This is a genomic window from Cellulomonas denverensis, from assembly GCF_012396125.1.
Taxonomy (GTDB): Bacteria; Actinomycetota; Actinomycetes; order Actinomycetales; family Cellulomonadaceae; genus Cellulomonas; species Cellulomonas denverensis.
Genome location: NZ_JAAXOX010000002.1, coordinates 13,421 through 35,359 on the forward strand (window position 1 = coordinate 13,421; position 21,939 = coordinate 35,359).

Consider the following 21,939-nt stretch of genomic DNA (forward strand, 5'->3'; position numbering starts at 1 on the left):
CGTGCCCCCGCGCTCCACCCCGCGCCGCCCCGCCACCCTGACCGGTTCGGTGACCCGCCGGTCGGCCCTGCTGCTCGGCCGGGGCATTGCCTCGCAGCCCGGCACCTACGTCCTCGCGATCGGCACCTCGGCCGCGTTCGGCGCCTTCACCGTGGCGGTCAGCCGGGTGCTGGGCTGGGTGACCGACACCGTGGTGGTGCCCGCACTGGACGGCGACGCGGTGGCCCGGGGCCGGATCTGGTGGGCCGGTGGCGCGCTCGCCCTGGTCGCACTGTCCCTGGCGTTGTCGGTGGCCGGTCGCCGGGTGTTCGCCGGGATGGGCGTGTCCGACCAGCAGGCGATGTGGCGGCGGGGCGTGACCCGGCAGTACCTCGCGCTGCCGATGTCCTGGCACCGGCGGCACCCCACCGGCCAGCTGCTGTCGAATGCGTCCTCGGACGTCGAGGCGGCGACCAACGTGTTCAATCCGCTGCCGTTCGCGCTCGGCGTGGTGGTGATGATCGGCGTGGCCGCGGTGGCGCTGTTCACCACCGACCCGTATCTGGCGGTGGCGGCGCTGATCGTGCTGCCGCTGGCCGTGATCGCGAACGTGATCTTCCAGCGGAAGATGTCCCCGGCGGTCACCCGGGCCCAGGAGCTGCGGGCCGAGGTCGCCGACAACGCGCACGAGTCCTTCGAGGCCGCGCTGCTGGTCAAGTCGCTGGGCACCGAGGACCGGGAGGAGCACCGGTTCGCCGAGCACGCCGACCAGCTCCGGGCGGCGAACGTCCGGGTCGGGGTGGTGCGGGCGTACTTCGACCCGGTGATTGACATGCTGCCGAGTCTCGGCTCCCTGCTGGTGCTGGTGGTCGGGGTCTGGCGGGCCCGGACCGGTGCGGTGAACACCGGTGACATCGTGTCCGCGGCCTACCTGCTGACCCTGATGGCGGTGCCGGTGCGGGCCTTCGGCTGGGTGCTGGGCGATCTGCCACGCGCCCTGGTCGGCCAGGAGCGACTGGCCCGGGTGGTGGACGCCGAGGGCGAGCTGCCGCCGGGCACCGCGCCGCTGCCGCGCACCCCCGGCGGGGCCGCCCTGCGGATGACCGGGGTCGGGGTCCAGGTGCCGGGTCCGGCCGGTCCGGTGCCGATCCTGCGGGAGGTGGACGTCGACATCGCCCCGGGCCGGGTGGTTGCGGTGGTCGGGCCGACCGGTGCCGGCAAGACCACGCTGGTCTCCCTGGTGCCGCGGCTGTCCGATCCGACCACCGGCCGGATCGAGGTGGACGGCACCGACGTGCGCGAGCTGGACCCCGGCGACCTGACCGACCAGGTGGTGCTGGTCGGGCAGCAGACCTTCATCTTCGAGGACACCGTGCGCGGCAACGTCACGCTGGCCGACCCGGGCGACTCCGGAGCGCCGAGCGACGACGAGGTGTGGGACGCGCTGCGGCTGGCCCGGGTGGACGGCGTGGTCCGGGCGCTCCCCGGTGGCCTGGACGCGCCACTGGGGGAGCGCGGCTCCAACCTGTCCGGCGGGCAGAGGCAGCGGCTGGCGATCGCCCGGGCGCTGGTCCGCCGGCCCCGGCTGCTGATCCTGGACGACGCGACCAGCGCGGTGGACCCCCGGGTCGAGCGGGACATCCTCACCGGGTTGCGCGACCACACCGGCGGCGCCGGCCCGACCGTGCTGCTGGTGGCCTACCGGATGAGCTCGGTCGCCCTCGCCGACGAGGTGCTGCACCTGGAGTCCGGCCGGGTGGTCGACCACGGCACCCACGGTGAGCTGCTGGAACGTGACCCCGGCTACCGGGCGCTGGCGACCGCCTACGAGGCCGAGTCCGAGCGCCGTGCCCAGGCCCGGGCGGATGCCCTGGACGACGAGGCGACGACCGGAGGGAACCGATGAGCGCCCGGGAGCAGAGCCACACCCTCGGCGACACCGACCAGCTCGGGGTGCTCGGCACCCTGCGCCGCGGCGTGCAGGTCTCGCCGCAGCTGGTGCAGGGGATCGGGATCACCTTCCTGCTGGCGGTGCTGGCGGCCGGCGGCAAGGTCGTGGTGCCGATCGCGGTGCAGCAGACCATCGACACCGGGATCCTGGCCCGCGGTGGCCCGGACCTGGACCGGGTCCTGCTGCTGGCCACCGGGGCGGTGCTCGCGCTGGTGCTGGGCGGTCTGTGCTCGGCCGCGGTCAACATCCGGCTGTTCAAGGCGTCGGAGGCAGGGCTGGCCGAGCTGCGGGTGCGGGCGTTCCGGCACGTGCACGACCTGTCGGTGCTGACCCAGAACACCGAGCGGCGCGGGTCGCTGGTGTCCCGGGTGACCAGCGACGTCGACACCATCTCCCTGTTCGTGCAGTGGGGCGGCATCATGCTGGTCGTCTCGGTGCTGCAGGTCGGCGTCGCCACGGTGCTGATGGCGATCTACTCCTGGCAGCTCGCCCTGCTGGTCTGGCTGTGCTTCCTGCCGCTGGCGATCGCGCTGCACCCGCTGCAGAAGAAGGTGAATGCCGCCTACACCCGGGTCCGGGAACGGGTCGGCGCGATGCTGGGCGCGGTCTCCGAGGCGGTGGTCGGTGCCGAGACGATCCGCGCCTACGGTGTCCAGCGCCGGACCCAGCGCAAGATCGACGCCCGGGTGGCCGACACCCGCAATGCGCAGGTGCGGGCGCAGAACACCGTCTCGCTGGTGTTCTCCTCCGGCGTGCTGGTCGCGAACCTGGTGCTGGCCGCGGTGGTCGTGGTCGGCACCTACCTCGGGATCGGCGGCGGGCTGACCCCCGGCAAGCTGCTGGCCTTCCTGTTCCTGGTCCAGCTGTTCACCGGCCCGGTGCAGCAGGCCACCGAGGTGCTGAACGAACTGCAGAACGCGGTGGCGGGCTGGCGCCGGGTGCTCGGCATCATCGACACCCCGGTGCAGGTCGCCGATCCCGGCCCGGCCGGAGTGCCCTCGCCGCGCGGCCCGGCGCAGGTGGAACTGGACGGGGTGCGCTTCGCCTACCCCGGCGGGCCCACCGTGCTGCACGAGGTCGACCTCACCCTGCCCGCGGGCCGCTCGGTCGCCGTGGTCGGGGCGACCGGCTCCGGCAAGACCACGATCGCCAAGCTGGTCACCCGGCTGATGGACCCGGTGGACGGCAGCGTGCGGCTGGACGGCACCGACCTGCGCCGGATCCGGACCGAGGACCTGCGCCGCCGGGTGGTGATGGTGCCCCAGGAGGGCTTCCTGTTCGACGCGACCCTGGCCGAGAACCTGGCCTACGGGCTGCGCGACGGCGACCGGCCGGACCCAGAAACCCTGCGCTCGGCGCTGGCCGAACTGGGCCTGACCGGGTGGCTGGACGAGCTGTCGGCCGGGCTGGACACCCCGGTCGGCCAGCGCGGCGAGTCGCTGTCCGCGGGGGAGCGCCAGCTGGTCGCGCTGACCCGGGCCTACCTGGCCGACGCCGACCTGCTGGTCCTGGACGAGGCCACCTCCGCGGTGGACCCGGCCACCGAGGTCCGGATCGCCCGGGCGCTGGACTCGCTGACCACCGGCCGGTCCACCATCACCATCGCGCACCGGCTGTCCACCGCCGAGGCCGCCGACCTGGTGGTGGTGGTCGACGCCGGCCGGGTGGTCGAGTTCGGCCCACACGACGCCCTGGTCACCGGCGAGGGCGTCTACGCCTCGATGCACGCGGCCTGGGTCGCGCAGACCCGGTGAACCCGCATGGAAGGATCAGCCCCGTGACCGACAACTCCGCGACACTCGACCCGACCATCGCCGCGCGGCTCAAGCGCGACGACGCCGGACTGGTCGCCGCCGTGATCCAGCAGCACGACACCGGCGAGGTGCTGATGCTCGGCTGGATGGACGACGAGGCCCTGCGACGCACGCTGACCGGCGGGCGCGTGGTGTTCTGGAGCCGGTCGCGCCGGGAGTACTGGCGCAAGGGCGACACCTCGGGGCACGTGCAGTACGTGAAGTCCGTGCAGCTCGACTGCGACGGTGACGCACTGCTGGTGCGGGTGGACCAGGTCGGCGCCGCGTGCCACACCGGCACCCGGACCTGCTTCGAGGCCGGCGGCGACCTGGGCGCGACGATCGGGGAGCGGGCATGACCGCGGCGGAGCAGCCCGTGCAGGTGCCCTGGGGCGAGACCTGGCCGACCGTCGACGGCTTCCGCGGGCTGGCCGCCGAGCGCCGGGTGATCCCGGTGGTGCGCCGCCTGCTCGCCGACGACAGCACCCCGGTCGGGCTCTACCGCACCCTGGCGCAGGGCCGTCCGGGCACCTTCATCCTGGAGTCGGCCGAACAGGACGGGACCTGGTCGCACTGGTCCTTCGTCGGGGTCCGCTCCCGCGCCACCCTGACCGTCCGGGACGGCCGCGCCACCTGGCTGGGCGACGTGCCCGCCGGGGTGCCCACCGACGGTGACGTGCTGGATGTGCTCGGCCGGACGCTCGACGTGCTGCGCACTCCGGAGGTGCCCGGCCTGCCCCCGCTGACCGGCGGCCTGGTCGGCGCCCTGGGCTGGGACATCGTCCGGCACTGGGAGCCGACCCTGCCCGCCGAGGCGCCGGACGAGCTGGACGTGCCGGAGCTGTCGCTGCTGCTGGCCTCCGACCTGGCGGTGACCGATCACCGGGACGGCACCGTGTGGCTGGTGGCGAACGCGATCAACTTCGACGGCACCGACGAGCGGGTGGACGAGGCCTACGCCGACGCGGTCGCTCGGCTGGACGCGATGGAACAGCAGTTGCTGGCCGGGGCCTCCCCGTCGCTGGCCCGGCTGGACGACGACGCCCCGACCCCGGAGCTGGAGTTCCGCACCAGCCGGCCGGACTTCGAGGACGCCGTGCGCACCGGGCAGGTCGCGATCCGGGACGGCGAGGTGTTCCAGGTGGTGATCTCCCAGCGACTCGACCTGGACTGCCCCGCCGAGCCGCTGGACGTGTACCGGGTGCTGCGCACGATCAACCCCAGCCCGTACATGTACTACCTGCAGTTGCAGGACGCCGCCGGGCGGGACTTCGCCGTCGTCGGTTCCAGCCCGGAGACCCTGGTCAAGGTCGCCGACCGGCAGGTGACCACCTTCCCGATCGCCGGTTCCCGCCCGCGCGGTGGTTCGCCGGAGGAGGACCGGCGGCTGCACGACGAACTGCTGGCCGACCCCAAGGAGCGGGCCGAGCACCTGATGCTGGTCGACCTGTCCCGCAACGACCTGGTCAAGGTCTGCGAGCCGGCCACCGTGGAGGTGGCCGAGTTCATGCAGGTGCACCGGTACAGCCACATCATGCACATCTGCTCCACGGTCACCGGTGAGCTGCGCCCCGGGTCGACCGCGTTGCAGACCCTGACCGCGACCTTCCCGGCCGGTACGCTCTCCGGCGCTCCCAAGCCCCGGGCGATCGCCCTGATCGACCAGATCGAACCGGCCCGGCGCGGGATCTACGGCGGCACGGTCGGGTACTTCGACTTCGCCGGGAACATGGACATGGCGATCGCGATCCGGACCGCGCTGATCCGGGACGGCCGGGCCAGCGTCCAGGCCGGGGGCGGGATCGTCGCGGACTCGGTGCCCGCACTGGAGTACGAGGAGTCCCGGAACAAGGCGGCCGCCGCAGTCCGGGCGGTGCAGATCGCTGCCCGGCTGCGCCCGGTGCGCCGGTGAGCCCGGCCCGGCGCGGGCCCTGGGTGCTGCTGCTCCTGGTGCTCGCCGGCCTGACCGGGGCGGTCACGCTGCCCGCCTGGATCACCGGCACCGCCACCGGCCCGGTGATCGGCACCGTCGAGGTCCGGGTGACCGGTGCGGCTGCCGCCCCCGGGGTGATCGGTGCGTCCCTGGTGCTGGCGGCGGCCGCCCTGGCGCTCGGCCTGGTCGGCCGGATCGGTCGCTGGGTGGTCAGCCTGGTGGTCGCCGCAGCCGGGGTCCTGGTGATCGCCGGTGCGGTCACCGCGCGCTCCGGTGCCGAGGACCGGGCGACCCAGGCGGCGGCCGACCTGACCGGCGTCGGCGTGCTGGACGGTGCGGTCGTGGTCGCGCCGTGGCCGTGGGCGGCGGTGGGCCTGGGCGTGCTGACCGTGGTGGCGGCCGTCCTGCTGCTGCGCGCCTCCGCACACTGGGCGGCGCCCTCGTCCCGGCACGAGCGTTCCGGCGCCGAGACTCCGGCGCCGCGGGACGCCACCCCGCCCGACGACGAGCGCGCGACCTGGGACGCGCTGGGCCGGGGCGACGACCCGACCTGATCACCCGGACGGGTACTCCGATGTGCGCGGATGCGCCCGACCGGTAGCCTTGCGCGCAGCCGTGACCCCCATGACCACGACGAATCCTTGCGAGGAGAACCCATGTCGACCCCGAACCAGCCGCAGGACCCGTACCAGCCCGGCGAGGGCGGCGGCGACCAGTACGGTCAGCCCCCGCAGTACGGCGGCACCCCGCAGTACGGCGCCCCGCAGGACCCGGGCGCCGGCTACCCGAACTACCCGTCCGCCCCGACCGGGCAGCCCTACGCGCAGACCCCGATGTACGGCTACCCGAAGAACAACCTGGCCGTGATCTCGCTGGTGCTCGGCATCGTGGGCCTGGTGCTGTGCGGCTTCGTCGCCGGTATCCCCGCGGTGATCGTGGGCAACAACGCCAAGAAGGCCGTCGCCCGCGGCGAGGCGAACAACGGCGGGATGGCGACCGCCGGCATCGTGCTGGGCTGGATCTCGATCGCGTGGGGCATCATCGCCATCATCCTGGGGCTCACCGGGGCCTTCGCCGGGATCCTGGACAGCAGCAGCTACTGAGCCGGATGACGCTCGAGCCGCAGACGCGGGCGACGGCCCCCACCGGGGTCGTCGCCCGTCTGCGTGCTGCCCGGGTGCCGCTGCTGTCCGGCGCCGCGGTCGGCGCCGCCGGACTCGCCCTGGTGCTGCGCGACCCGCACCAGTCCGGCTCCTGGGGCGCCTGCCCGCTGTACCTGCTCACCGGCTGGTACTGCCCGGCCTGCGGTGGCCTGCGTGCCACCCACGACGTCCTCACCGGTGACCTGGCCGGTGCCTGGGCGATGAACCCGGTCTGGGTGCTGCTGATCCCCCTGGTGGTCGGCCTGTGGGCCCGCTGGACGGTGCGCGCCGCTCAGGGCCGTTCCGCGGCCCTCGGACTGCGCGACCGGTGGTACGTGCTCGGGCTGATCCTGCTCGTGCTCTACGGAATCGCCCGGAACGTCCCGGCCTGGGCCGGAGCGCTCGCCCCGCCGGTCTGACGTCCCGCCCGTGCAGGCTTGGCCGCACGCTACGGTGAGCCCCGATCGCGCACCCGGTAGGAGGAGCAGCATGTCCACGCCCCAGGACCCGCAGGACCCCGGAACCGACGGCCGCCCGGCCCCCGACCCGGCGTTCCCGTTCGCGCCGCCCGCGTGGAACCGCCCGGCCACGAGCGGGGACCAGCCGCCCGCCGACGGGGCATCGGACGAGCAGCCGCAGGACGCCGGGACGGCAGCGGATCACGCGCGGTTCGCCCCGCCGCAGGACCGCGCGGGGGAGCCCTCGGCCCCGAGCCCTTCCGCAGAAGCCGCCGCGCCGGCCCCGTACGACCCGCAGGCGCAGGACCCGTATCCCTACGGCCAGCAGCCGTACACCCCGGCACAGCCGGCATCGGACCCGTACGGCTCCTCCGACCCCTACAGCAGCACCGACCCTTACGCCGGCTCCGCCCCGTACGGCTCCACCGGCCCGTACGGCTCCGGGGCCGGGTACGGCGCCCCCGCCCCCTACGGCACGCCCACCCCGTACGGCGACCCGTCCGGCTACGGCCAGCCCGGGCCCCAGCAGCCCGCCTACGGCCAGCCCGGCTACCCCCCGCAGCCGGCGTACGGCCAGCCCGCCGGCTTCGGCCAGCAGCCCGGCTACCCGGCCCAGCCCTGGGCGCCGGTGGTGACCTACCCCCGCAACTCCCTCGGCATCTGGTCCCTGGTGCTCGGCGTGGTCGGTCTGGTGCTGTTCTGGGTGCTCTGCCCGGTGCTGGCCTCCGTCGGCGCGGTGATCACCGGCCATCTCAGCCGGCGGGAGGTGCGGCGGGGCACGGCGAACAACGGCGGGATGGCTCTGGCGGGTCTGATCACCGGGTACATCGGCCTGGGTCTGGGCCTGGTGCTGTTCGGGTACTACTTCATCCAGGGCTTCACGGAGGGCCTGTACGGCTACTGACCCCGGACGTCGGTTAGGGTTGGCGACATTCCGTCAGAAAGGTGCTGGAACACGATGGCCGGTCAGTCGCTGCGTACTGAGAGCCCCCGGGGCGGCGTCGCCGTCACCGCACAGGGTCCGCGGATGGAGGCGCTGCGCCTCCCGCCGGTGGCTCCGCCGACCAACCACGGGCGGACCATCGCCGCGTGGACCGTCACCGTCGTGGTGGTCGCCGGCTTCCTGGTCGCCGCCCTCGCGATGATCTTCTCCCTGGTCTGGCTGTTCTGGGCCGGCCTGGCGGTCTCGGTCGCCGGCGTGATCGCCGGGATCGTGCTGCGGGCGGCCGGGTTCGGCCAGGGCGGGAAGCACACCGGGACGCACGGGCACTGAGCGGCACTGAGCTGCCCACCTGGTGGGCGGCTGGTCGGGGCATTCATCCCGCGGCTCTACGATGGGCGAGCTGCCGAAGTGGGGAGACGTCCGATGGCAACTGTTCTCGACGACATCGTCGCCGGGGTCCGTGAGGATCTGGCCGTGCGCCAGACCGCGACCTCGCTCGACGAACTGAAGGAGCGCGCTTCCCACGTCCCCGGGGCGGTGGACTGTGTGTCCCGGCTGCGGCTGGAGGACGCGGTCACCGTGATCGCCGAGGTCAAGCGGTCCAGCCCGAGCAAGGGCGCGCTGGCCACGATCACCGACCCGGCCGCGCTGGCCGCCGAGTACGAGAAGGGCGGCGCCACCGCCATCTCCGTGCTCACCGAGCAGCGCCGGTTCAAGGGCACCCTGGCCGATCTGGACTCGGTGCGGGCCCGGGTGGACATCCCGGTGCTGCGCAAGGACTTCGTGGTCACGCCGTACCAGGTGTGGGAGGCGCGGGCGCACGGGGCCGACCTGGTGCTGCTGATCGTCGCCGCGCTGGAGCAGACCGTGCTCACCTCCCTGGTGGAGCGGGTGCACTCGCTGGGCATGACCGCCCTGGTCGAGGTGCACGACTCGGAGGAGGTGCTGCGCGCCGTGGACGCCGGTGCCCGGGTGATCGGCGTGAACGCCCGCAACCTCAAGACCCTCGAGGTCGACCGGAACACCTTCAACCAGGTCGCGCCGTCGATCCCGACCGACGTGGTGCGGATCGCCGAGTCCGGCGTGCGCGGCCCACACGACGTGATGGACTACGCCCGGGCCGGCGCCGATGCGGTGCTGGTGGGCGAGGCCCTGGTCACCGACGACGCCCCGCGCCAGTCGGTGGCGGACCTGGTCGCGGCCGGCGCCCATCCGTCGCTGCGTGCCGTCCGGCAGTGAGCCACCGACGCCAGCTCTGAGCACCCCCAGCGAGAGGAACGACGTGCCCGACGCCGCCCCCGGCCGCCCCGAGACCACCCGGACCCCGGCCACCGGCCCGCTCGCCCAGCACGAGGGTCCCTACTTCGGTGACTTCGGCGGGCGCTTTGTCCCGGAGGCGCTGATCGCCGCGCTGGACGAGCTGGAGGACGCCTTCGCCAAGGCCAAGGCCGACCCGGAGTTCGGCGCCGAGCTGGCCCGGCTGCACCGCACCTACACCGGCCGCCCCAGCCCGCTGACCGAGGTCCCGCGGTTCGCCGCGCACGTGGGTGAGGGCGTCCGGGTGTTCCTCAAGCGCGAGGACCTCAACCACACCGGCTCGCACAAGATCAACAACGTGCTGGGCCAGGCGCTGCTGGTGAAGCGGATGGGCAAGACCCGGGTGATCGCCGAGACCGGGGCCGGCCAGCACGGGGTGGCCACCGCCACCGCCGCCGCACTGCTCGGCCTGGACTGCACCGTGTACATGGGCGCGGTGGACGCCGAGCGCCAGGCGCTGAACGTGGCCCGGATGCGCCTGCTCGGCGCCGAGGTGATCCCGGTGGAGATCGGCACCCGCACGCTGAAGGACGCGATCAACGAGGCGCTGCGCGACTGGGTCGCCAACGTCGACACCACCCACTATCTGCTCGGCACCGCCACCGGTCCGCACCCGTTCCCGAGCCTGGTCCGCGACCTGCACTCGATCATCGGCGAGGAGGCCCGGGCCCAGCTCGCCGCGGAGATCGGCCGGCTGCCGGATGCCGCGGTGGCCTGTGTCGGTGGCGGGTCGAACGCGATCGGGCTGTTCAACGCCTTCCTGGACGAGCCGTCGGTCCGGCTCTACGGCTTCGAGGCCGGTGGCGAGGGCATTTCCTCCGGCCGGCACGCCGCGCGGTTCAGCGGCGGGTTCCCGGGCGTGCTGCAGGGCACCAAGTCGTACCTGCTGCAGGACGACGACGGCCAGACCCTGCCCAGCCACTCGGTGTCCGCCGGGCTGGACTACCCCAGCGTCGGCCCGGAGCACGCCTGGCTGCACGACACCGGCCGGGCCAGCTACCTGCCGGTCACCGACGACGAGGCGATGGACGCCTTCCGGATCCTGTGCCACACCGAGGGCATCATCCCGGCGATCGAGTCCTCGCACGCCCTGGCCGGTGCGATCAAGCTCGGCCGGGAGGCGGCGACCTGGCGCGACGACGGCCTGCCGCCGGTGATCCTGATCAACCTGTCCGGCCGTGGCGACAAGGACGTGGCCACCGCCGCCGCCTGGTTCGGTCTGGTGGACAAGAAGCCGGTGGTCGACGCCGACGAGGGAGAGCAGCTGTGACCCGCAGCCGGACCGGTCAGACCCTGGACCGCCTGAAGCAGGACGGCCGGGCCGCGCTGATCGGTTACCTGCCGCTCGGCTACCCGGATGTCGCCGGGTCGGTCGCCGCCGCCCGCACCCTGGTGGACAACGGCGTCGACATCATCGAGCTCGGTCTGCCGTACTCCGACCCGGTGATGGACGGCCCGACCATCCAGCACGCCGTGGACCGCTCGCTGGTGCAGGGCACCCGCGTCCGGGACGTGTTCGGCGCCGTGGAGCAGATCGCCGCCACCGGCGCGCCCACCCTGGTGATGACCTACTGGAACCCGGTGCTGCGCTACGGCGTCGACGCCTTCGCCCGCGACCTGGCGCAGGCCGGGGGAGCCGGGCTGATCACCCCCGACCTGATCCCGGACGAGGGCCAGGACTGGATCGACGCCTCGACCGCCCACGCCCTGGACCGGGTGTTCCTGGTCGCCCCGTCGTCCACCCCGGAACGCCTCGCCATGACCGCCGCGGCCTGCGACGGCTTCGTCTACGCCGCCTCCACGATGGGCGTCACCGGCGAGCGCACCAGTGTCGGCGCCAAGGCCGAGCAGTTGGTCGCCGACACCCGGGCCGCCGGGGCCGAGCGGGTCTGCGTCGGACTCGGCGTGTCCCGCCCGGAGCAGGCCGCCGACATCGCGCGCTACGCGGACGGCGTGATCGTGGGCTCGGCCTTCGTCCGGGCGCTGGACACCGGGCTGGCCGAGCTGGCCTCGGTCGCGGCGGGTCTGGCGGAGGGCGTCCGCGCGGCCCGGTGACCGCGTGACCGCGGTCATCAGGTCTGTGCCGTACAGCGCCCCCCACGCCCTCGCATAGGCTGCACCCCGTGATCCCCGCCGCCCTGCTGCCCGCCAGCATCCCCAGCCCGCCGAACTCGGTCTGGTACCTCGGACCCCTGCCGTTGCGCGCCTACGCCCTGGCGATCCTGGCCGGGATCGTGGTCGCCGCGGTGCTGACCCAGCGGCGGTGGAAGGACCGGGGCGGCGACCCGGACGAGGTGCTGGAGATCGCATTCTGGGCGGTGCCGTTCGGGATCGTCGGCGGGCGGCTGTACCACGTGATCACCAGCCCGGACGCGTACTTCGGTGCCGGCGGCGACCCGTGGAAGGCGTTCGCGATCTGGGAGGGCGGCCTCGGGATCTGGGGGGCGGTGGCCCTGGGTGCGGTGGGCGCGTACATCGGCTGCCGCCGGCTCGGGGTGAGTTTCCCGGTGTTCGCGGACGCGCTGGCGCCGGGGCTGCTGATCGCCCAGGCGATCGGCCGGCTGGGCAACTGGTTCAACCAGGAGCTGTTCGGCGGCCCGACCACGCTGCCGTGGGGGCTGGAGATCGACGCCGCCCACCTGCCCGCCGGGTTCGAGGCCGGGACGCTGTTCCACCCGACGTTCCTGTACGAGATGCTGTGGAACCTGGCCGGGGCGGCGCTGCTGATCTGGCTGGACCGGCGGTTCCGGCTGGGCCACGGCCGGGTGTTCTGGCTGTACGTGCTGATCTACACCAGTGGCCGGTTGTGGATCGAGCTGGTGCGGATCGACGAGGCGCACACCATCGCCGGTCTGCGGGTGAACGTCTGGATGTCGATCATCGTGGGCCTCGGGGCGCTGGTAGCGTTCCTGGTGGTCGGGCGTCGCCATCCCGGACGCGAGACCAGCACCCGCGCCGGGTCCTCGACACCGCAGGACGCCCCGGACGCGACACCAGTACCCGCCCAGGACACCGGGACCCCGGTGGACGAGGCGGACGAGGCACCCGCGGACTCGGAGAACGCGTCCGCCGCGGAGCAGTGATTTCCCCGATCTGAGACGATGTGAGAACTGCCGGTTTCCGGCATGTATCGTCACCCCACCCCGGGCCGATGACGTCCCACCCCCCACATGTTTCGACGTGGCCCGCCCCCGGGCCGTGAGGACGGTGCTGATGCCCGCGTCACCGAGGAACGCCCCGAGCGCAGCCACGGGTCTGTACGACCCCGCGGCAGAGCACGACGCGTGCGGATTCGCCTTCGTGGCGACGCTGCGTGGCACCCCCGGGCGTGACATCGTCGATGCCGGCCTGACCGCACTGCTGAACCTGGACCACCGCGGCGCGGTCGGCGCGGAGGAGAACAGCGGTGACGGCGCCGGCATCCTGACCCAGATCCCGGACGCCTTCCTGCGGGACGTGGTGGACGCGGAGCTGCCGCCGGCCGGCCGGTACGCGATCGGGATGGCCTTCCTGCCGATGGACGAGGCCGAGCGGGCCGCGACCGAGCGCGCGGTGGAGGCGGTCGCCGCCGAGGAGAAGCTGGACGTCCTGGCCTGGCGTGATGTCCAGGTGACCGCGGATCTGGTGGGTCCGAGCGCGCGGGCGTCGATGCCGTTCTTCCGCCAGCTGGTGGTGGCGGACCCGTCCCGGGAGCTGTCCGGGCTGGACCTGGACCGCCGGGCGTTCCGGCTGCGCAAGCGTGCCGAGCGGGAGCTGGGGCTGTACTTCGCCTCGCTGTCCGCCCGGACGCTGGCCTACAAGGGCATGCTGACCACCGGACAGCTGGAGCCGTTCTTCACCGACCTGTCCGACCCGCGGTACGCCAGCGAGATCGCACTGGTGCACTCGCGGTTCTCCACCAACACCTTCCCGTCCTGGCCGCTGGCCCAGCCGCTGCGCCTGATCGCGCACAACGGGGAGATCAACACGGTCAAGGGCAACCGGAACTGGGTCGCCGCCCGGGAGGGCACCCTGCGCAGCGAGGAGCTGGGCGACCTGAACCCGCTGCTGCCGGTGTGTACCCCCGGCGGGTCGGACTCCGCGTCCTTCGACGAGGTGCTGGAGCTGCTGCACCTGTCCGGCCGCAGCCTGCCGCACGCGGTGATGATGATGATCCCGGAGGCGTGGGAGAACCACGCCCAGATGGACCCGGCCCGCCGCGCGTTCTACGAGTACCACGCCACCCTGATGGAGCCCTGGGACGGCCCGGCGGCGATCACCTTCACCGACGGCACCCTGATCGGGTCGGTGCAGGACCGCAACGGCCTGCGCCCGGGCCGGTTCTGGGTGACCGAGGACGGCCTGGTCGTGATGGCCTCCGAGGCCGGGGTGCTGGACCTGGACCCGGCGAGTGTGGTCCGAAAGGGCCGCCTGGAGCCGGGCAAGATGTTCCTGGTCGACACCGGCAAGGGCCGGATCGTCGAGGACGACGAGGTCAAGGCCCAGCTCGCCGCGCAGAAGCCCTACGCGCAGTGGGTGGCGGAGAACTCGGTGTACCTGGACCAGCTGCCGGAGCGTGAGCACATCGCGCACTCGACGGCCAGTGTCCGCCGCCGCCAGCGCGCGTTCGGCTACACCGAGGAGGAGCTGAAGGTCATCCTCACCCCGATGGGGGCGACCGGCGCCGAGCCGCTGGGCGCGATGGGCTCGGACACCCCGGTGGCGGTGCTGTCCGCCCGGCCGCGGCTGCTGTTCGACTACTTCACCCAGATGTTCGCCCAGGTGACCAACCCGCCACTGGACGCGATCCGGGAGGAGTTGGTCACCAGCATCGGCGGGGCGATCGGCCCGGAGCCGAACCTGCTGGAGGATGGCCCGCAGCACGCCCGCAAGCTGGTGCTGGGCTTCCCGGTGCTGGACAACGACGGCCTGGCCAAGATCGTCAAGATCGACCGGGACCCGGCGATGCGCGGGGTGTTCAGCAGCGTGATCGTGCGCGGGCTGTACCCGGTCGCCGGTGGCGGCGAGGCGCTGGAGCACCGGCTGGAGGAGATCTTCGCCGAGGTCGACCAGGCGGTCACCGACGGCGTGAGCTTCATCGTGCTCTCCGACCGGGACGGCGATGCCGACCGGGCGCCGATCCCGTCGCTGCTGCTGTTGTCCGCGGTGCACCACCACCTGCTGCGCCGGCACACCCGCACCCAGGTGTCGCTGGTGGTCGAGGCCGGTGACGTGCGCGAGGTGCACCATGTGGCGCTGCTGATCGGCTACGGCGCGGCCGCGGTGAACCCGTACCTGGCGATGGAGACCGTCGAGGACCTGGCCCGTTCCGGCTTCCTGCCGGACGTCGCGCCGGAGAAGGCGGTCGCCAACCTGATCAAGGCGCTCGGCAAGGGCGTGCTCAAGGTGATGTCGAAGATGGGCATCTCCACGATCGCGTCCTACCGCGGGGCGCAGGTGTTCGAGGCGATCGGCCTGTCGCACGCGCTGGTCGACCGGTACTTCACCGGCACCACCAGCCGGCTGGGCGGGATCGGCCTGGACGTGATCGCCGCCGAGGTGGCCGCCCGGCACGCCGACGCCTACCCGGCCTCCGGCAACCGGCAGCCGCACCGCCGCCTGGCCACCGGTGGTGAGTACCAGTGGCGCCGTGACGGCGAGGACCACCTGTTCGACCCGGAGACGGTGTTCCGGCTGCAGCACTCCACCCGGACCCGGCAGATGGACGTGTTCCGGCAGTACACCCACCGGGTGAACGAGCAGTCCGAGCGGCTGATGACCCTGCGCGGGCTGCTGAAGTTCCGCGACGGGCAGCGGGCGCCGATCCCGGTGGAGGAGGTCGAGCCGGTCGCCGAGATCGTCAAGCGGTTCTCCACCGGCGCGATGTCCTACGGCTCGATCAGCCAGGAGGCGCACGAGACCCTGGCGATCGCGATGAACCAGCTCGGCGCCAAGTCGAACACCGGCGAGGGCGGCGAGGACCCGGAGCGGCTGCACGACCCGGTGCGGCGCTCGGCGATCAAGCAGATCGCCTCCGGGCGGTTCGGCGTGACCAGCGAATACCTGACCTTCGCCGACGACATCCAGATCAAGCTCGCCCAGGGCGCCAAGCCCGGCGAGGGCGGTCAGCTGCCCGGCCCGAAGGTCTACCCGTGGGTGGCGAAGACCCGGCACTCCACGCCGGGCGTGGGCCTGATCTCGCCGCCGCCGCACCACGACATCTACTCGATCGAGGACCTGGCGCAGCTGATCCACGACGCCAAGAACGCCAACCCCTCGGCCCGGATCCACACCAAGCTGGTCTCCGAGTTCGGGGTGGGCACCATCGCCGCCGGGGTGGCCAAGGCGCACTCGGACGTGGTGCTGATCTCCGGCCACGACGGTGGCACCGGCGCCAGCCCGCTGACCTCGCTCAAGCACGCGGGCACCCCGTGGGAGATCGGCCTGGCCGAGACCCAGCAGACCCTGGTGCTGAACGACCTGCGCGACCGGGTGGTGGTGCAGGTCGACGGCCAGCTCAAGACCGGCCGCGACGTGGTGATCGGAGCGCTGCTCGGCGCCGAGGAGTTCGGTTTCGCGACCGCGCCGCTGGTGGTCTCCGGCTGCATCATGATGCGGGTCTGCCACCAGGACACCTGCCCGGTGGGGGTCGCCACCCAGAACCCGGAGCTGCGGGCGCGGTTCACCGGCAAGGCCGAGTTCGTGGTGACCTTCTTCGAGTTCATCGCCCAGGAGGTGCGCGAGATCCTGGCCGAGCTGGGCTTCCGCAGCATCGAGGAGGCGGTGGGCCACGTCGAGCTGCTGGACACCCGCGATGCCGTGGACCACTGGAAGGCGCAGGGCCTGGACCTGGCGCCGGTGCTGGCGGTGCCCGATCCGCTGCCCGGCTCCGCGCTGCACCACGTGCAGGACCAGGACCACGGCCTGGACCGGGCGCTGGACAACCAGTTCATCGCGCTGGCCGGACCGGCGCTGGAGGACGCGCGCCCGGTGACCATCGAGCTGCCGGTGCGCAACGTGAACCGCACGGTCGGCACCATGCTCGGCCACGAGGTCACCAAGCGCTACGGCGGCGCGGGCCTTCCGGACGGCACGATCGACGTCCGGCTGACCGGGTCGGCCGGGCAGTCCTTCGGCGCGTTCCTGCCCAGCGGGATCACCCTGCGGCTGGAGGGCGACGCGAACGACTACGTCGGCAAGGGCCTGTCCGGCGGCCGGATCGTGCTGCGGCCGGACCGCTCGGCGGCGCTGGCCGGCGCGCACAACGTGATCGGCGGCAACGTGATCGGCTACGGCGCGACCTCGGGCGAACTGTTCGCCTCCGGTCTGACCGGTGAGCGGTTCGCGGTGCGCAACTCCGGGGCCACCCTGGTCACCGAAGGGGTCGGCGACCACGGCTGCGAGTACATGACCGGCGGCACCGTGGTGGTGCTCGGCGCCACCGGCCGGAACTTCGCCGCGGGCATGTCCGGCGGGTCGGCCTACGTGCTCGACCTCAAGCCGGAGCGGGTCAACGTGCAGTCGATGGCCGCGGGAGAGCTGGCCCTGGAGCCGCTCACCGACGAGGACGCCGCGCTGGTCGGCGACCTGGTCCGCCGTCATCTGGAGCTGACCGGCTCCCAGGTCGCCGGGGAACTGCTCGGCGGCGACCACACCCTGACCGACGAGGCCCGCGCCCGGTTCACCCGGGTGCAGCCGGTCGAGTACGCCCGGGTCCGGGCCGCGCTCGCCCGGGCGGAGGCCGATGGACTCGACCCCAGCGCCCCGGGCGTGTGGGAGGGCATCTTGGAGGTGGCACGTGGCTGACCCCCGTGGGTTCCTGAAGGTCCGGGAGCGCGAGCTGCCGCCGAACCGCCCGGTGGAGTTGCGCCTGCTGGACTGGCGGGAGGTGCACGAGCACCTGTCGGTCGCCGAGGACAAGCAGTCCGCCACCCTGATCCACCGGCAGGCCGGCCGCTGCATGGACTGTGGCGTGCCGTTCTGCCACAACGGCTGCCCGCTGGGCAACCTGATCCCGGAGTGGAACGACCTGGTCTGGCGCGGGCAGTGGGCGGAGGCGATCGAGCGGCTGCACGCCACCAACAACTTCCCGGAGTTCACCGGCCGGATCTGCCCGGCGCCGTGCGAGTCGGCCTGTGTGCTGGGGATCAACCAGCCGCCGGTGACGATCAAGAACGTCGAGGTCACGATCATCGACGAGGCCTTCGACCGGGGGCTGGTCACCCCGCAGGTGCCGCAGCGCCTGACCGGGCACACCGTCGCGGTGGTCGGCTCCGGCCCGGCCGGCCTGGCCGCCGCCCAGCAGCTGACCCGCGCCGGGCACACCGTCGCGGTCTACGAGCGGGACGACGAGATCGGCGGCCTGCTGCGCTACGGCGTGCCGGACTTCAAGCTGGAGAAGCGGCACATCGACCGCCGGCTGGAGCAGATGACCGCCGAGGGCACCCGGTTCCGGCCGGGCGTGGCGATCGGCACCGACATCACCTGGGCCCAGCTGCGGGCGCGCTACGACGCCGTGGTGGTCGCCACCGGGGCCACCGTCCCGCGCGAGTTGCCGCTGCCCGGTCGCGAGCTGGCCGGCATCCACCCGGCGATGGAGTACCTGCACCAGTCGAACGCACTGGTCGCGGGCAAGGTGGTGGCCGACCCGATCGACGCCGCCGGCAAGCACGTGATCATCATCGGCGGCGGCGACACCGGCTCGGACTGCCTGGGCACCGCCCTGCGGCAGGGGGCGGCCTCGGTCACCACGCTGGCGATCGGCAAGAAGCCGCCGGCCGAGCGCCCGGCGAACCAGCCCTGGCCGACCGACCCGGTGGTCTTCGAGGTGTCCAGCTCGCACGAGGAGGGCGGTGAGCGGGCCTACCTGGCCTCCACCGTCGGCTTCGAGGGCGAGGGCGGGCAGGTCCGGGCGCTGCGCCTGGCCACCACCGAGTACCTGCCGGACGGACGCCGGGTGCCGACCCCGGGCACCGAGCGGGTGATCCCTGCCGACCTGGTGCTGATCGCGATGGGCTTCACCGGCCCGGAGACCGAGCACCTGGTCGAGCAGACCGGGGTCGACCTGACCGCCCGGGGCACCATCCAGCGTGCCGCCGACTTCGCCACCAGCGAGCCGGGGGTGTTCGTGGCCGGGGACGCCGGTCGCGGCCAGTCGCTGATCGTGTGGGCGATCGCCGAGGGCCGGGCCGCCGCCGCCGCGGTCGACCGCTACCTCACCGGTGCCACCGAGCTGCCGGCGCCGGTCACGGCCGGGACGACGGCGCTGCGGGCCTGAGCGGTTCCGCCTGGGGTGCGGGACGTCCGGCCCATCCCGTCGTCCGGTGCGGCACCTAGCGTCACCGTGCATGGCTGACCCGAAGGGCTTCCTCGCCCACCGTGCGCGCGAGACTCCGCCGAACCGGCCCGTGCCGGTGCGGCTGCTGGACTGGGCGGAGGTGCACGGACACCGGGCCGGCCACCCGGACGACGTGGCGCGGGTGCAACGGCAGGCCTCCCGGTGCATGGACTGCGGCGTGCCGTTCTGCCACCACGCCTGCCCGCTCGGTGCGCTGGCGCCGGAGTGGAACGACCTGGCCTGGCGTGGGCAGTGGTCCGAGGCCGCCGAGCGCCTGCACGTCACGCACTCGTTCCCGGAGATCACCGGACGGGTCTGCCCGGCCCTGTGCGAGGCGTCCTGCGTGCTCGGCCTGCACGATGAGGCGGTGACCATCCGCGAGGTGGAGCTGGCGGTCGCCGAGGAGGCGTTCGACCGCGAGCTCGTCGTCCCGCACGTGCCGCAGCGGCTCACCGGGCAGGCCGTCGCCGTGGTCGGCTCCGGGCCGGCCGGGCTCGCGGCCGCGCAGCAGCTGACCCGGGCGGGCCACACGGTGGTGGTGCACGAGCGCGCCGACGCGCCCGGCGGGCTGCTCCGGTACGGCATCCCGGAGTACAAGCTGGAGAAGCGCGTCCTGGACCGCCGGCTGGCGCAGATGCGCGCGGAGGGCACCCGGTTCCGGTGCGGCGTCGAGGTCGGTACGGACCTGACGGGGGAGGAGCTGCGGGCACGGTTCGACGCGGTCCTGGTCTGCGTCGGGTCGACCGTGCCCCGGGACCTGCCGGTGCCGGGCCGTGGCCTGGCGGGTGTGCTCCCGGCGATGGACTACCTGGTGCCGGCCAACCGGGCCGCGCTGGCCGGGGGGACGCCGGTGCCCGGCCAGCCGCTGGCATCCGGGCTGGACGTGGTCGTGATCGGCGGCGGCGACACCGGGGCGGACTGCCTCGGCACCGCGCTGCGCCAGGGTGCCCGGTCCGTCACGCAGCTGGAGATCATGCCCGAGCCCCCGGCGGCGCGGCGCGCGGCCGATCCGTGGCCGGTCTGGCCGCTGCTGCTGCGGGTCTCCTCCGCACACGAGGAGGGTGGTGAGCGGGCGTACGCGGTCACCACCGAGGAGGTGCTCGGCGACGCGGACGGCCGGGTGCGGGCGCTGCGGGTGCGCGACGTCCGGCTGGTGGACGGCCGGCCCGAACCGGTGCCGGGCACGGACCGCGAGCTGCCCGCGCAGCTGGTGCTGCTGGCCCTCGGGTTCACCGGGCCGGAGCCGTCGCCGTTGCTCGAGCAGCTCGGGCTGGTGATCGGCGGGCGCCGCACGGTCGAACGTCACGAGGACTTTGGGACCGAGGTCCCGGGTGTCTACGTCGCGGGGGACGCCGGCCGGGGGCAGTCGCTGGTGGTCTGGGCGGTCGCGGAGGGTCGGGCGGCTGCGTCGGCCGTAGACTCGTACCTGTCTGGCAGCACCGCCCTGCCTGCTCCGGTCACCGCGAGCACCGTGGCGATGCGTCCGTAGACCATCAACCGCGAGCGTTCCAGCAGGCCAGGCCCGCCAGGACGTTCGGTCCGAACCGTCTGTCACGAAAGGCCTAGGCTTCCCCCCATGCGTAGAGCGAAGATCGTCTGCACCATCGGCCCCGCCACGGAGTCCGCCGAGCAGATCCAGGCCCTTGTCGACGCCGGTATGGACGTCGCCCGTATCAACCGGAGCCACGGCGACGCCGAGGCCCACGCGAAGGTGTACGAGAACGTCCGGGCCGCCGCCCAGGCCTCCGGGCGCTCGGTCGCCGTCCTGGTCGACCTGCAGGGCCCGAAGATCCGGCTCGGCCGGTTCGTCGAGGGCAAGCACTACCTCGCCGAGGGCGACACCTTCACCATCACCACCGAGGACGTGCCGGGCACCAAGGAGCTGGTCTCCACCACGCACAAGGGCCTGCCGAACGACGCGCGGGTCGGTGACCCGCTGCTGATCGACGACGGCCGGGTGCTGGTCCGGGTCACCGCGGTCGAGGGCCCCCGGGTCGTCACCCGGGTCGAGGTCGCCGGCCCGGTCTCCAACAACAAGGGCATCAACCTGCCCGGCGTGGCGGTCTCCGTGCCGGCCATGTCCGAGAAGGACACCGAGGACCTGCGCTGGGCGCTGCGGATCGGCGCCGACATCATCGCGCTGTCCTTCGTCCGGAACGCCGCGGACTACGACGACGTCCGCCGGATCATGGAGGAGGAGGGCCGGGTCGTCCCGGTCATCGCCAAGATCGAGAAGCCGCAGGCGGTCGAGAACCTGCCGGAGATCGTCGACGCCTTCGACGGCATCATGGTCGCCCGTGGTGACCTGGGCGTGGAGCTGCCGCTGGAGCAGGTGCCGCTGGTGCAGAAGCGCGCGGTCGAGCTGGCCCGGCGCAACGCCAAGCCGGTCATCGTCGCCACCCAGGTGCTCGAGTCCATGACCAACAACCCGCGACCGACCCGCGCCGAGACCTCCGACTGCGCGAACGCGGTGCTGGACGGTGCCGACGCGGTGATGCTGTCCGGTGAGACCTCGGTCGGCGAGTACCCGATCGAGACCGTGCGCACCATGGCGCGGATCATCGAGGCCACCGAGGAGCTCGGCCGCGAGCGGATCGCCCCGCTGGGCTCGACCCCGCACACCCGCGGTGGCGCGATCACCCGGGCCGCCGCCGAGGTCGGCGAGGTGCTGGGTGTGAAGTACATGGTGACCTTCACCCAGTCCGGTGACTCCGCCCGCCGGATGTCCCGGCTGCGCAGCTCGATCCCGCTGCTGGCCTTCACCCCGGACGAGGCGGTCCGCAACCGGCTGTCGCTGACCTGGGGCACCCAGACCTACCAGGTCCCGCAGGTCCAGCACACCGACGACATGGTGCTTCAGGTCGAGCAGACCCTGCGCGCGCAGGGCCTGGCCGAGCCCGGGGACTACGTCGTGGTCGTGGCCGGTACCCCGGTCGGCGTGGTGGGCTCCACCAACACCGTCGTCGTGCACAAGATCGGCGACGAGCCCTCGGGCCGCATCGCCTGATCCCCGTTCGGTACGAGGGCCCCGTGGCAGTCGCCGCGGGGCCCTCGCCCGTTCCGGGACCACCGGCCCATGGCGCCGGGCGCGGTGAGGTGATGGGGTG

The 21,939-nt window shown here is 73.3% G+C and carries 17 protein-coding genes; all 17 read left to right on the forward strand.

Features of this window, described 5'->3' with window-relative positions; all coding sequences use genetic code 11:
• Position 1 precedes the first annotated feature (1 nt).
• The 17 genes from HGA03_RS03870 (at position 2) to pyk (ending at position 21,839) form a co-directional block, all read left to right on the forward strand.
• Complete coding sequence (locus tag HGA03_RS03870; RefSeq protein ID WP_168628939.1) at positions 2 to 1,885, forward strand: ABC transporter ATP-binding protein; 1,884 nt, start codon at positions 2 to 4, stop codon at positions 1,883 to 1,885.
• Complete coding sequence (locus tag HGA03_RS03875; RefSeq protein ID WP_168628940.1) at positions 1,882 to 3,684, forward strand: ABC transporter ATP-binding protein; 1,803 nt, start codon at positions 1,882 to 1,884, stop codon at positions 3,682 to 3,684. The genes HGA03_RS03870 and HGA03_RS03875 overlap by 4 nt, the downstream gene beginning before the upstream one ends.
• Positions 3,685 to 3,707: 23 nt before the next feature.
• On the forward strand, positions 3,708 to 4,082 hold the full coding sequence (hisI, locus tag HGA03_RS03880; protein ID WP_203767100.1) for a phosphoribosyl-AMP cyclohydrolase: 375 nt from the start codon (positions 3,708 to 3,710) through the stop codon (positions 4,080 to 4,082).
• Positions 4,079 to 5,635 carry an anthranilate synthase component I gene (locus HGA03_RS03885; protein ID WP_168628941.1) on the forward strand — a complete coding sequence of 519 codons (1,557 nt, stop codon included), beginning with the start codon at positions 4,079 to 4,081 and terminating at the stop codon, positions 5,633 to 5,635. Before hisI ends, HGA03_RS03885 begins: the two co-directional genes overlap by 4 nt.
• Entirely contained in the window at positions 5,632 to 6,210 is a 579-nt protein-coding gene (locus HGA03_RS03890; protein ID WP_168628942.1) for a Trp biosynthesis-associated membrane protein, read from the forward strand. Before HGA03_RS03885 ends, HGA03_RS03890 begins: the two co-directional genes overlap by 4 nt.
• Before the next feature lie 102 nt (positions 6,211 to 6,312).
• The gene (locus HGA03_RS03895) at positions 6,313 to 6,759 is read left to right on the forward strand and encodes a DUF4190 domain-containing protein (protein WP_168628943.1); all 447 of its coding nucleotides are present in this window, start codon (positions 6,313 to 6,315) and stop codon (positions 6,757 to 6,759) included.
• A gap of 5 nt (positions 6,760 to 6,764) precedes the next feature.
• The gene (locus HGA03_RS03900) at positions 6,765 to 7,217 is read left to right on the forward strand and encodes a DUF2752 domain-containing protein (protein ID WP_168628944.1); all 453 of its coding nucleotides are present in this window, start codon (positions 6,765 to 6,767) and stop codon (positions 7,215 to 7,217) included.
• Positions 7,218 to 7,287: 70 nt separating this feature from the next.
• A complete protein-coding gene (locus tag HGA03_RS03905; protein ID WP_168628945.1) occupies positions 7,288 to 8,160 on the forward strand; it encodes a DUF4190 domain-containing protein in 873 nt (290 codons plus the stop codon).
• A 123-nt stretch (positions 8,161 to 8,283) separates the two neighbouring features.
• Positions 8,284 to 8,529: an HGxxPAAW family protein gene (locus tag HGA03_RS03910; RefSeq protein ID WP_168628946.1), complete on the forward strand. Its 246-nt coding sequence runs from the start codon at positions 8,284 to 8,286 to the stop codon at positions 8,527 to 8,529.
• Positions 8,530 to 8,622: 93 nt separating this feature from the next.
• Complete coding sequence (gene trpC, locus HGA03_RS03915) at positions 8,623 to 9,438, forward strand: indole-3-glycerol phosphate synthase TrpC (protein WP_168628947.1); 816 nt, start codon at positions 8,623 to 8,625, stop codon at positions 9,436 to 9,438.
• Between the two features lie 43 nt (positions 9,439 to 9,481).
• On the forward strand, positions 9,482 to 10,786 hold the full coding sequence (gene trpB / locus HGA03_RS03920) for a tryptophan synthase subunit beta (RefSeq protein ID WP_203767097.1): 1,305 nt from the start codon (positions 9,482 to 9,484) through the stop codon (positions 10,784 to 10,786).
• Positions 10,783 to 11,571 carry a tryptophan synthase subunit alpha gene (trpA, locus tag HGA03_RS03925; protein ID WP_168628949.1) on the forward strand — a complete coding sequence of 263 codons (789 nt, stop codon included), beginning with the start codon at positions 10,783 to 10,785 and terminating at the stop codon, positions 11,569 to 11,571. The genes trpB and trpA overlap by 4 nt, the downstream gene beginning before the upstream one ends.
• Positions 11,572 to 11,639: 68 nt before the next feature.
• A complete protein-coding gene (gene lgt, locus HGA03_RS03930) occupies positions 11,640 to 12,599 on the forward strand; it encodes a prolipoprotein diacylglyceryl transferase (RefSeq protein ID WP_168628950.1) in 960 nt (319 codons plus the stop codon).
• A 130-nt stretch (positions 12,600 to 12,729) separates the two neighbouring features.
• Positions 12,730 to 17,301, forward strand: a complete 4,572-nt coding sequence (gene gltB / locus HGA03_RS03935) for a glutamate synthase large subunit (protein ID WP_168628951.1) — start codon at positions 12,730 to 12,732, stop codon at positions 17,299 to 17,301.
• Complete coding sequence (locus HGA03_RS03940; protein WP_168628952.1) at positions 17,294 to 18,772, forward strand: glutamate synthase subunit beta; 1,479 nt, start codon at positions 17,294 to 17,296, stop codon at positions 18,770 to 18,772. The genes gltB and HGA03_RS03940 overlap by 8 nt, the downstream gene beginning before the upstream one ends.
• A 70-nt stretch (positions 18,773 to 18,842) precedes the next feature.
• On the forward strand, positions 18,843 to 20,321 hold the full coding sequence (locus HGA03_RS03945; protein WP_168628953.1) for a glutamate synthase subunit beta: 1,479 nt from the start codon (positions 18,843 to 18,845) through the stop codon (positions 20,319 to 20,321).
• 87 nt (positions 20,322 to 20,408) lie between these two features.
• On the forward strand, positions 20,409 to 21,839 hold the full coding sequence (gene pyk / locus HGA03_RS03950; protein ID WP_168628954.1) for a pyruvate kinase: 1,431 nt from the start codon (positions 20,409 to 20,411) through the stop codon (positions 21,837 to 21,839).
• Positions 21,840 to 21,939 lie beyond the last annotated feature (100 nt).

Excerpts from the sequence above, each read along its gene's own strand:
- HGA03_RS03875 (WP_168628940.1), top strand. The coding sequence starts at position 1,882 with ATGAGCGCCCGGGAGCAGAGCCACACCCTCGGCGACACCGACCAGCTC.
- HGA03_RS03885 (WP_168628941.1), top strand. The coding sequence starts at position 4,079 with ATGACCGCGGCGGAGCAGCCCGTGCAGGTGCCCTGGGGCGAGACCTGG.
- HGA03_RS03895 (WP_168628943.1), top strand. The coding sequence starts at position 6,313 with ATGTCGACCCCGAACCAGCCGCAGGACCCGTACCAGCCCGGCGAGGGC.
- HGA03_RS03900 (WP_168628944.1), top strand. The coding sequence starts at position 6,765 with ATGACGCTCGAGCCGCAGACGCGGGCGACGGCCCCCACCGGGGTCGTC.
- HGA03_RS03905 (WP_168628945.1), top strand. The coding sequence starts at position 7,288 with ATGTCCACGCCCCAGGACCCGCAGGACCCCGGAACCGACGGCCGCCCG.
- HGA03_RS03910 (WP_168628946.1), top strand. The coding sequence starts at position 8,284 with ATGGAGGCGCTGCGCCTCCCGCCGGTGGCTCCGCCGACCAACCACGGG.
- trpC (WP_168628947.1), top strand. The coding sequence starts at position 8,623 with ATGGCAACTGTTCTCGACGACATCGTCGCCGGGGTCCGTGAGGATCTG.
- gltB (WP_168628951.1), top strand. The coding sequence starts at position 12,730 with ATGCCCGCGTCACCGAGGAACGCCCCGAGCGCAGCCACGGGTCTGTAC.
- HGA03_RS03945 (WP_168628953.1), top strand. The coding sequence starts at position 18,843 with ATGGCTGACCCGAAGGGCTTCCTCGCCCACCGTGCGCGCGAGACTCCG.
- pyk (WP_168628954.1), top strand. The coding sequence starts at position 20,409 with ATGCGTAGAGCGAAGATCGTCTGCACCATCGGCCCCGCCACGGAGTCC.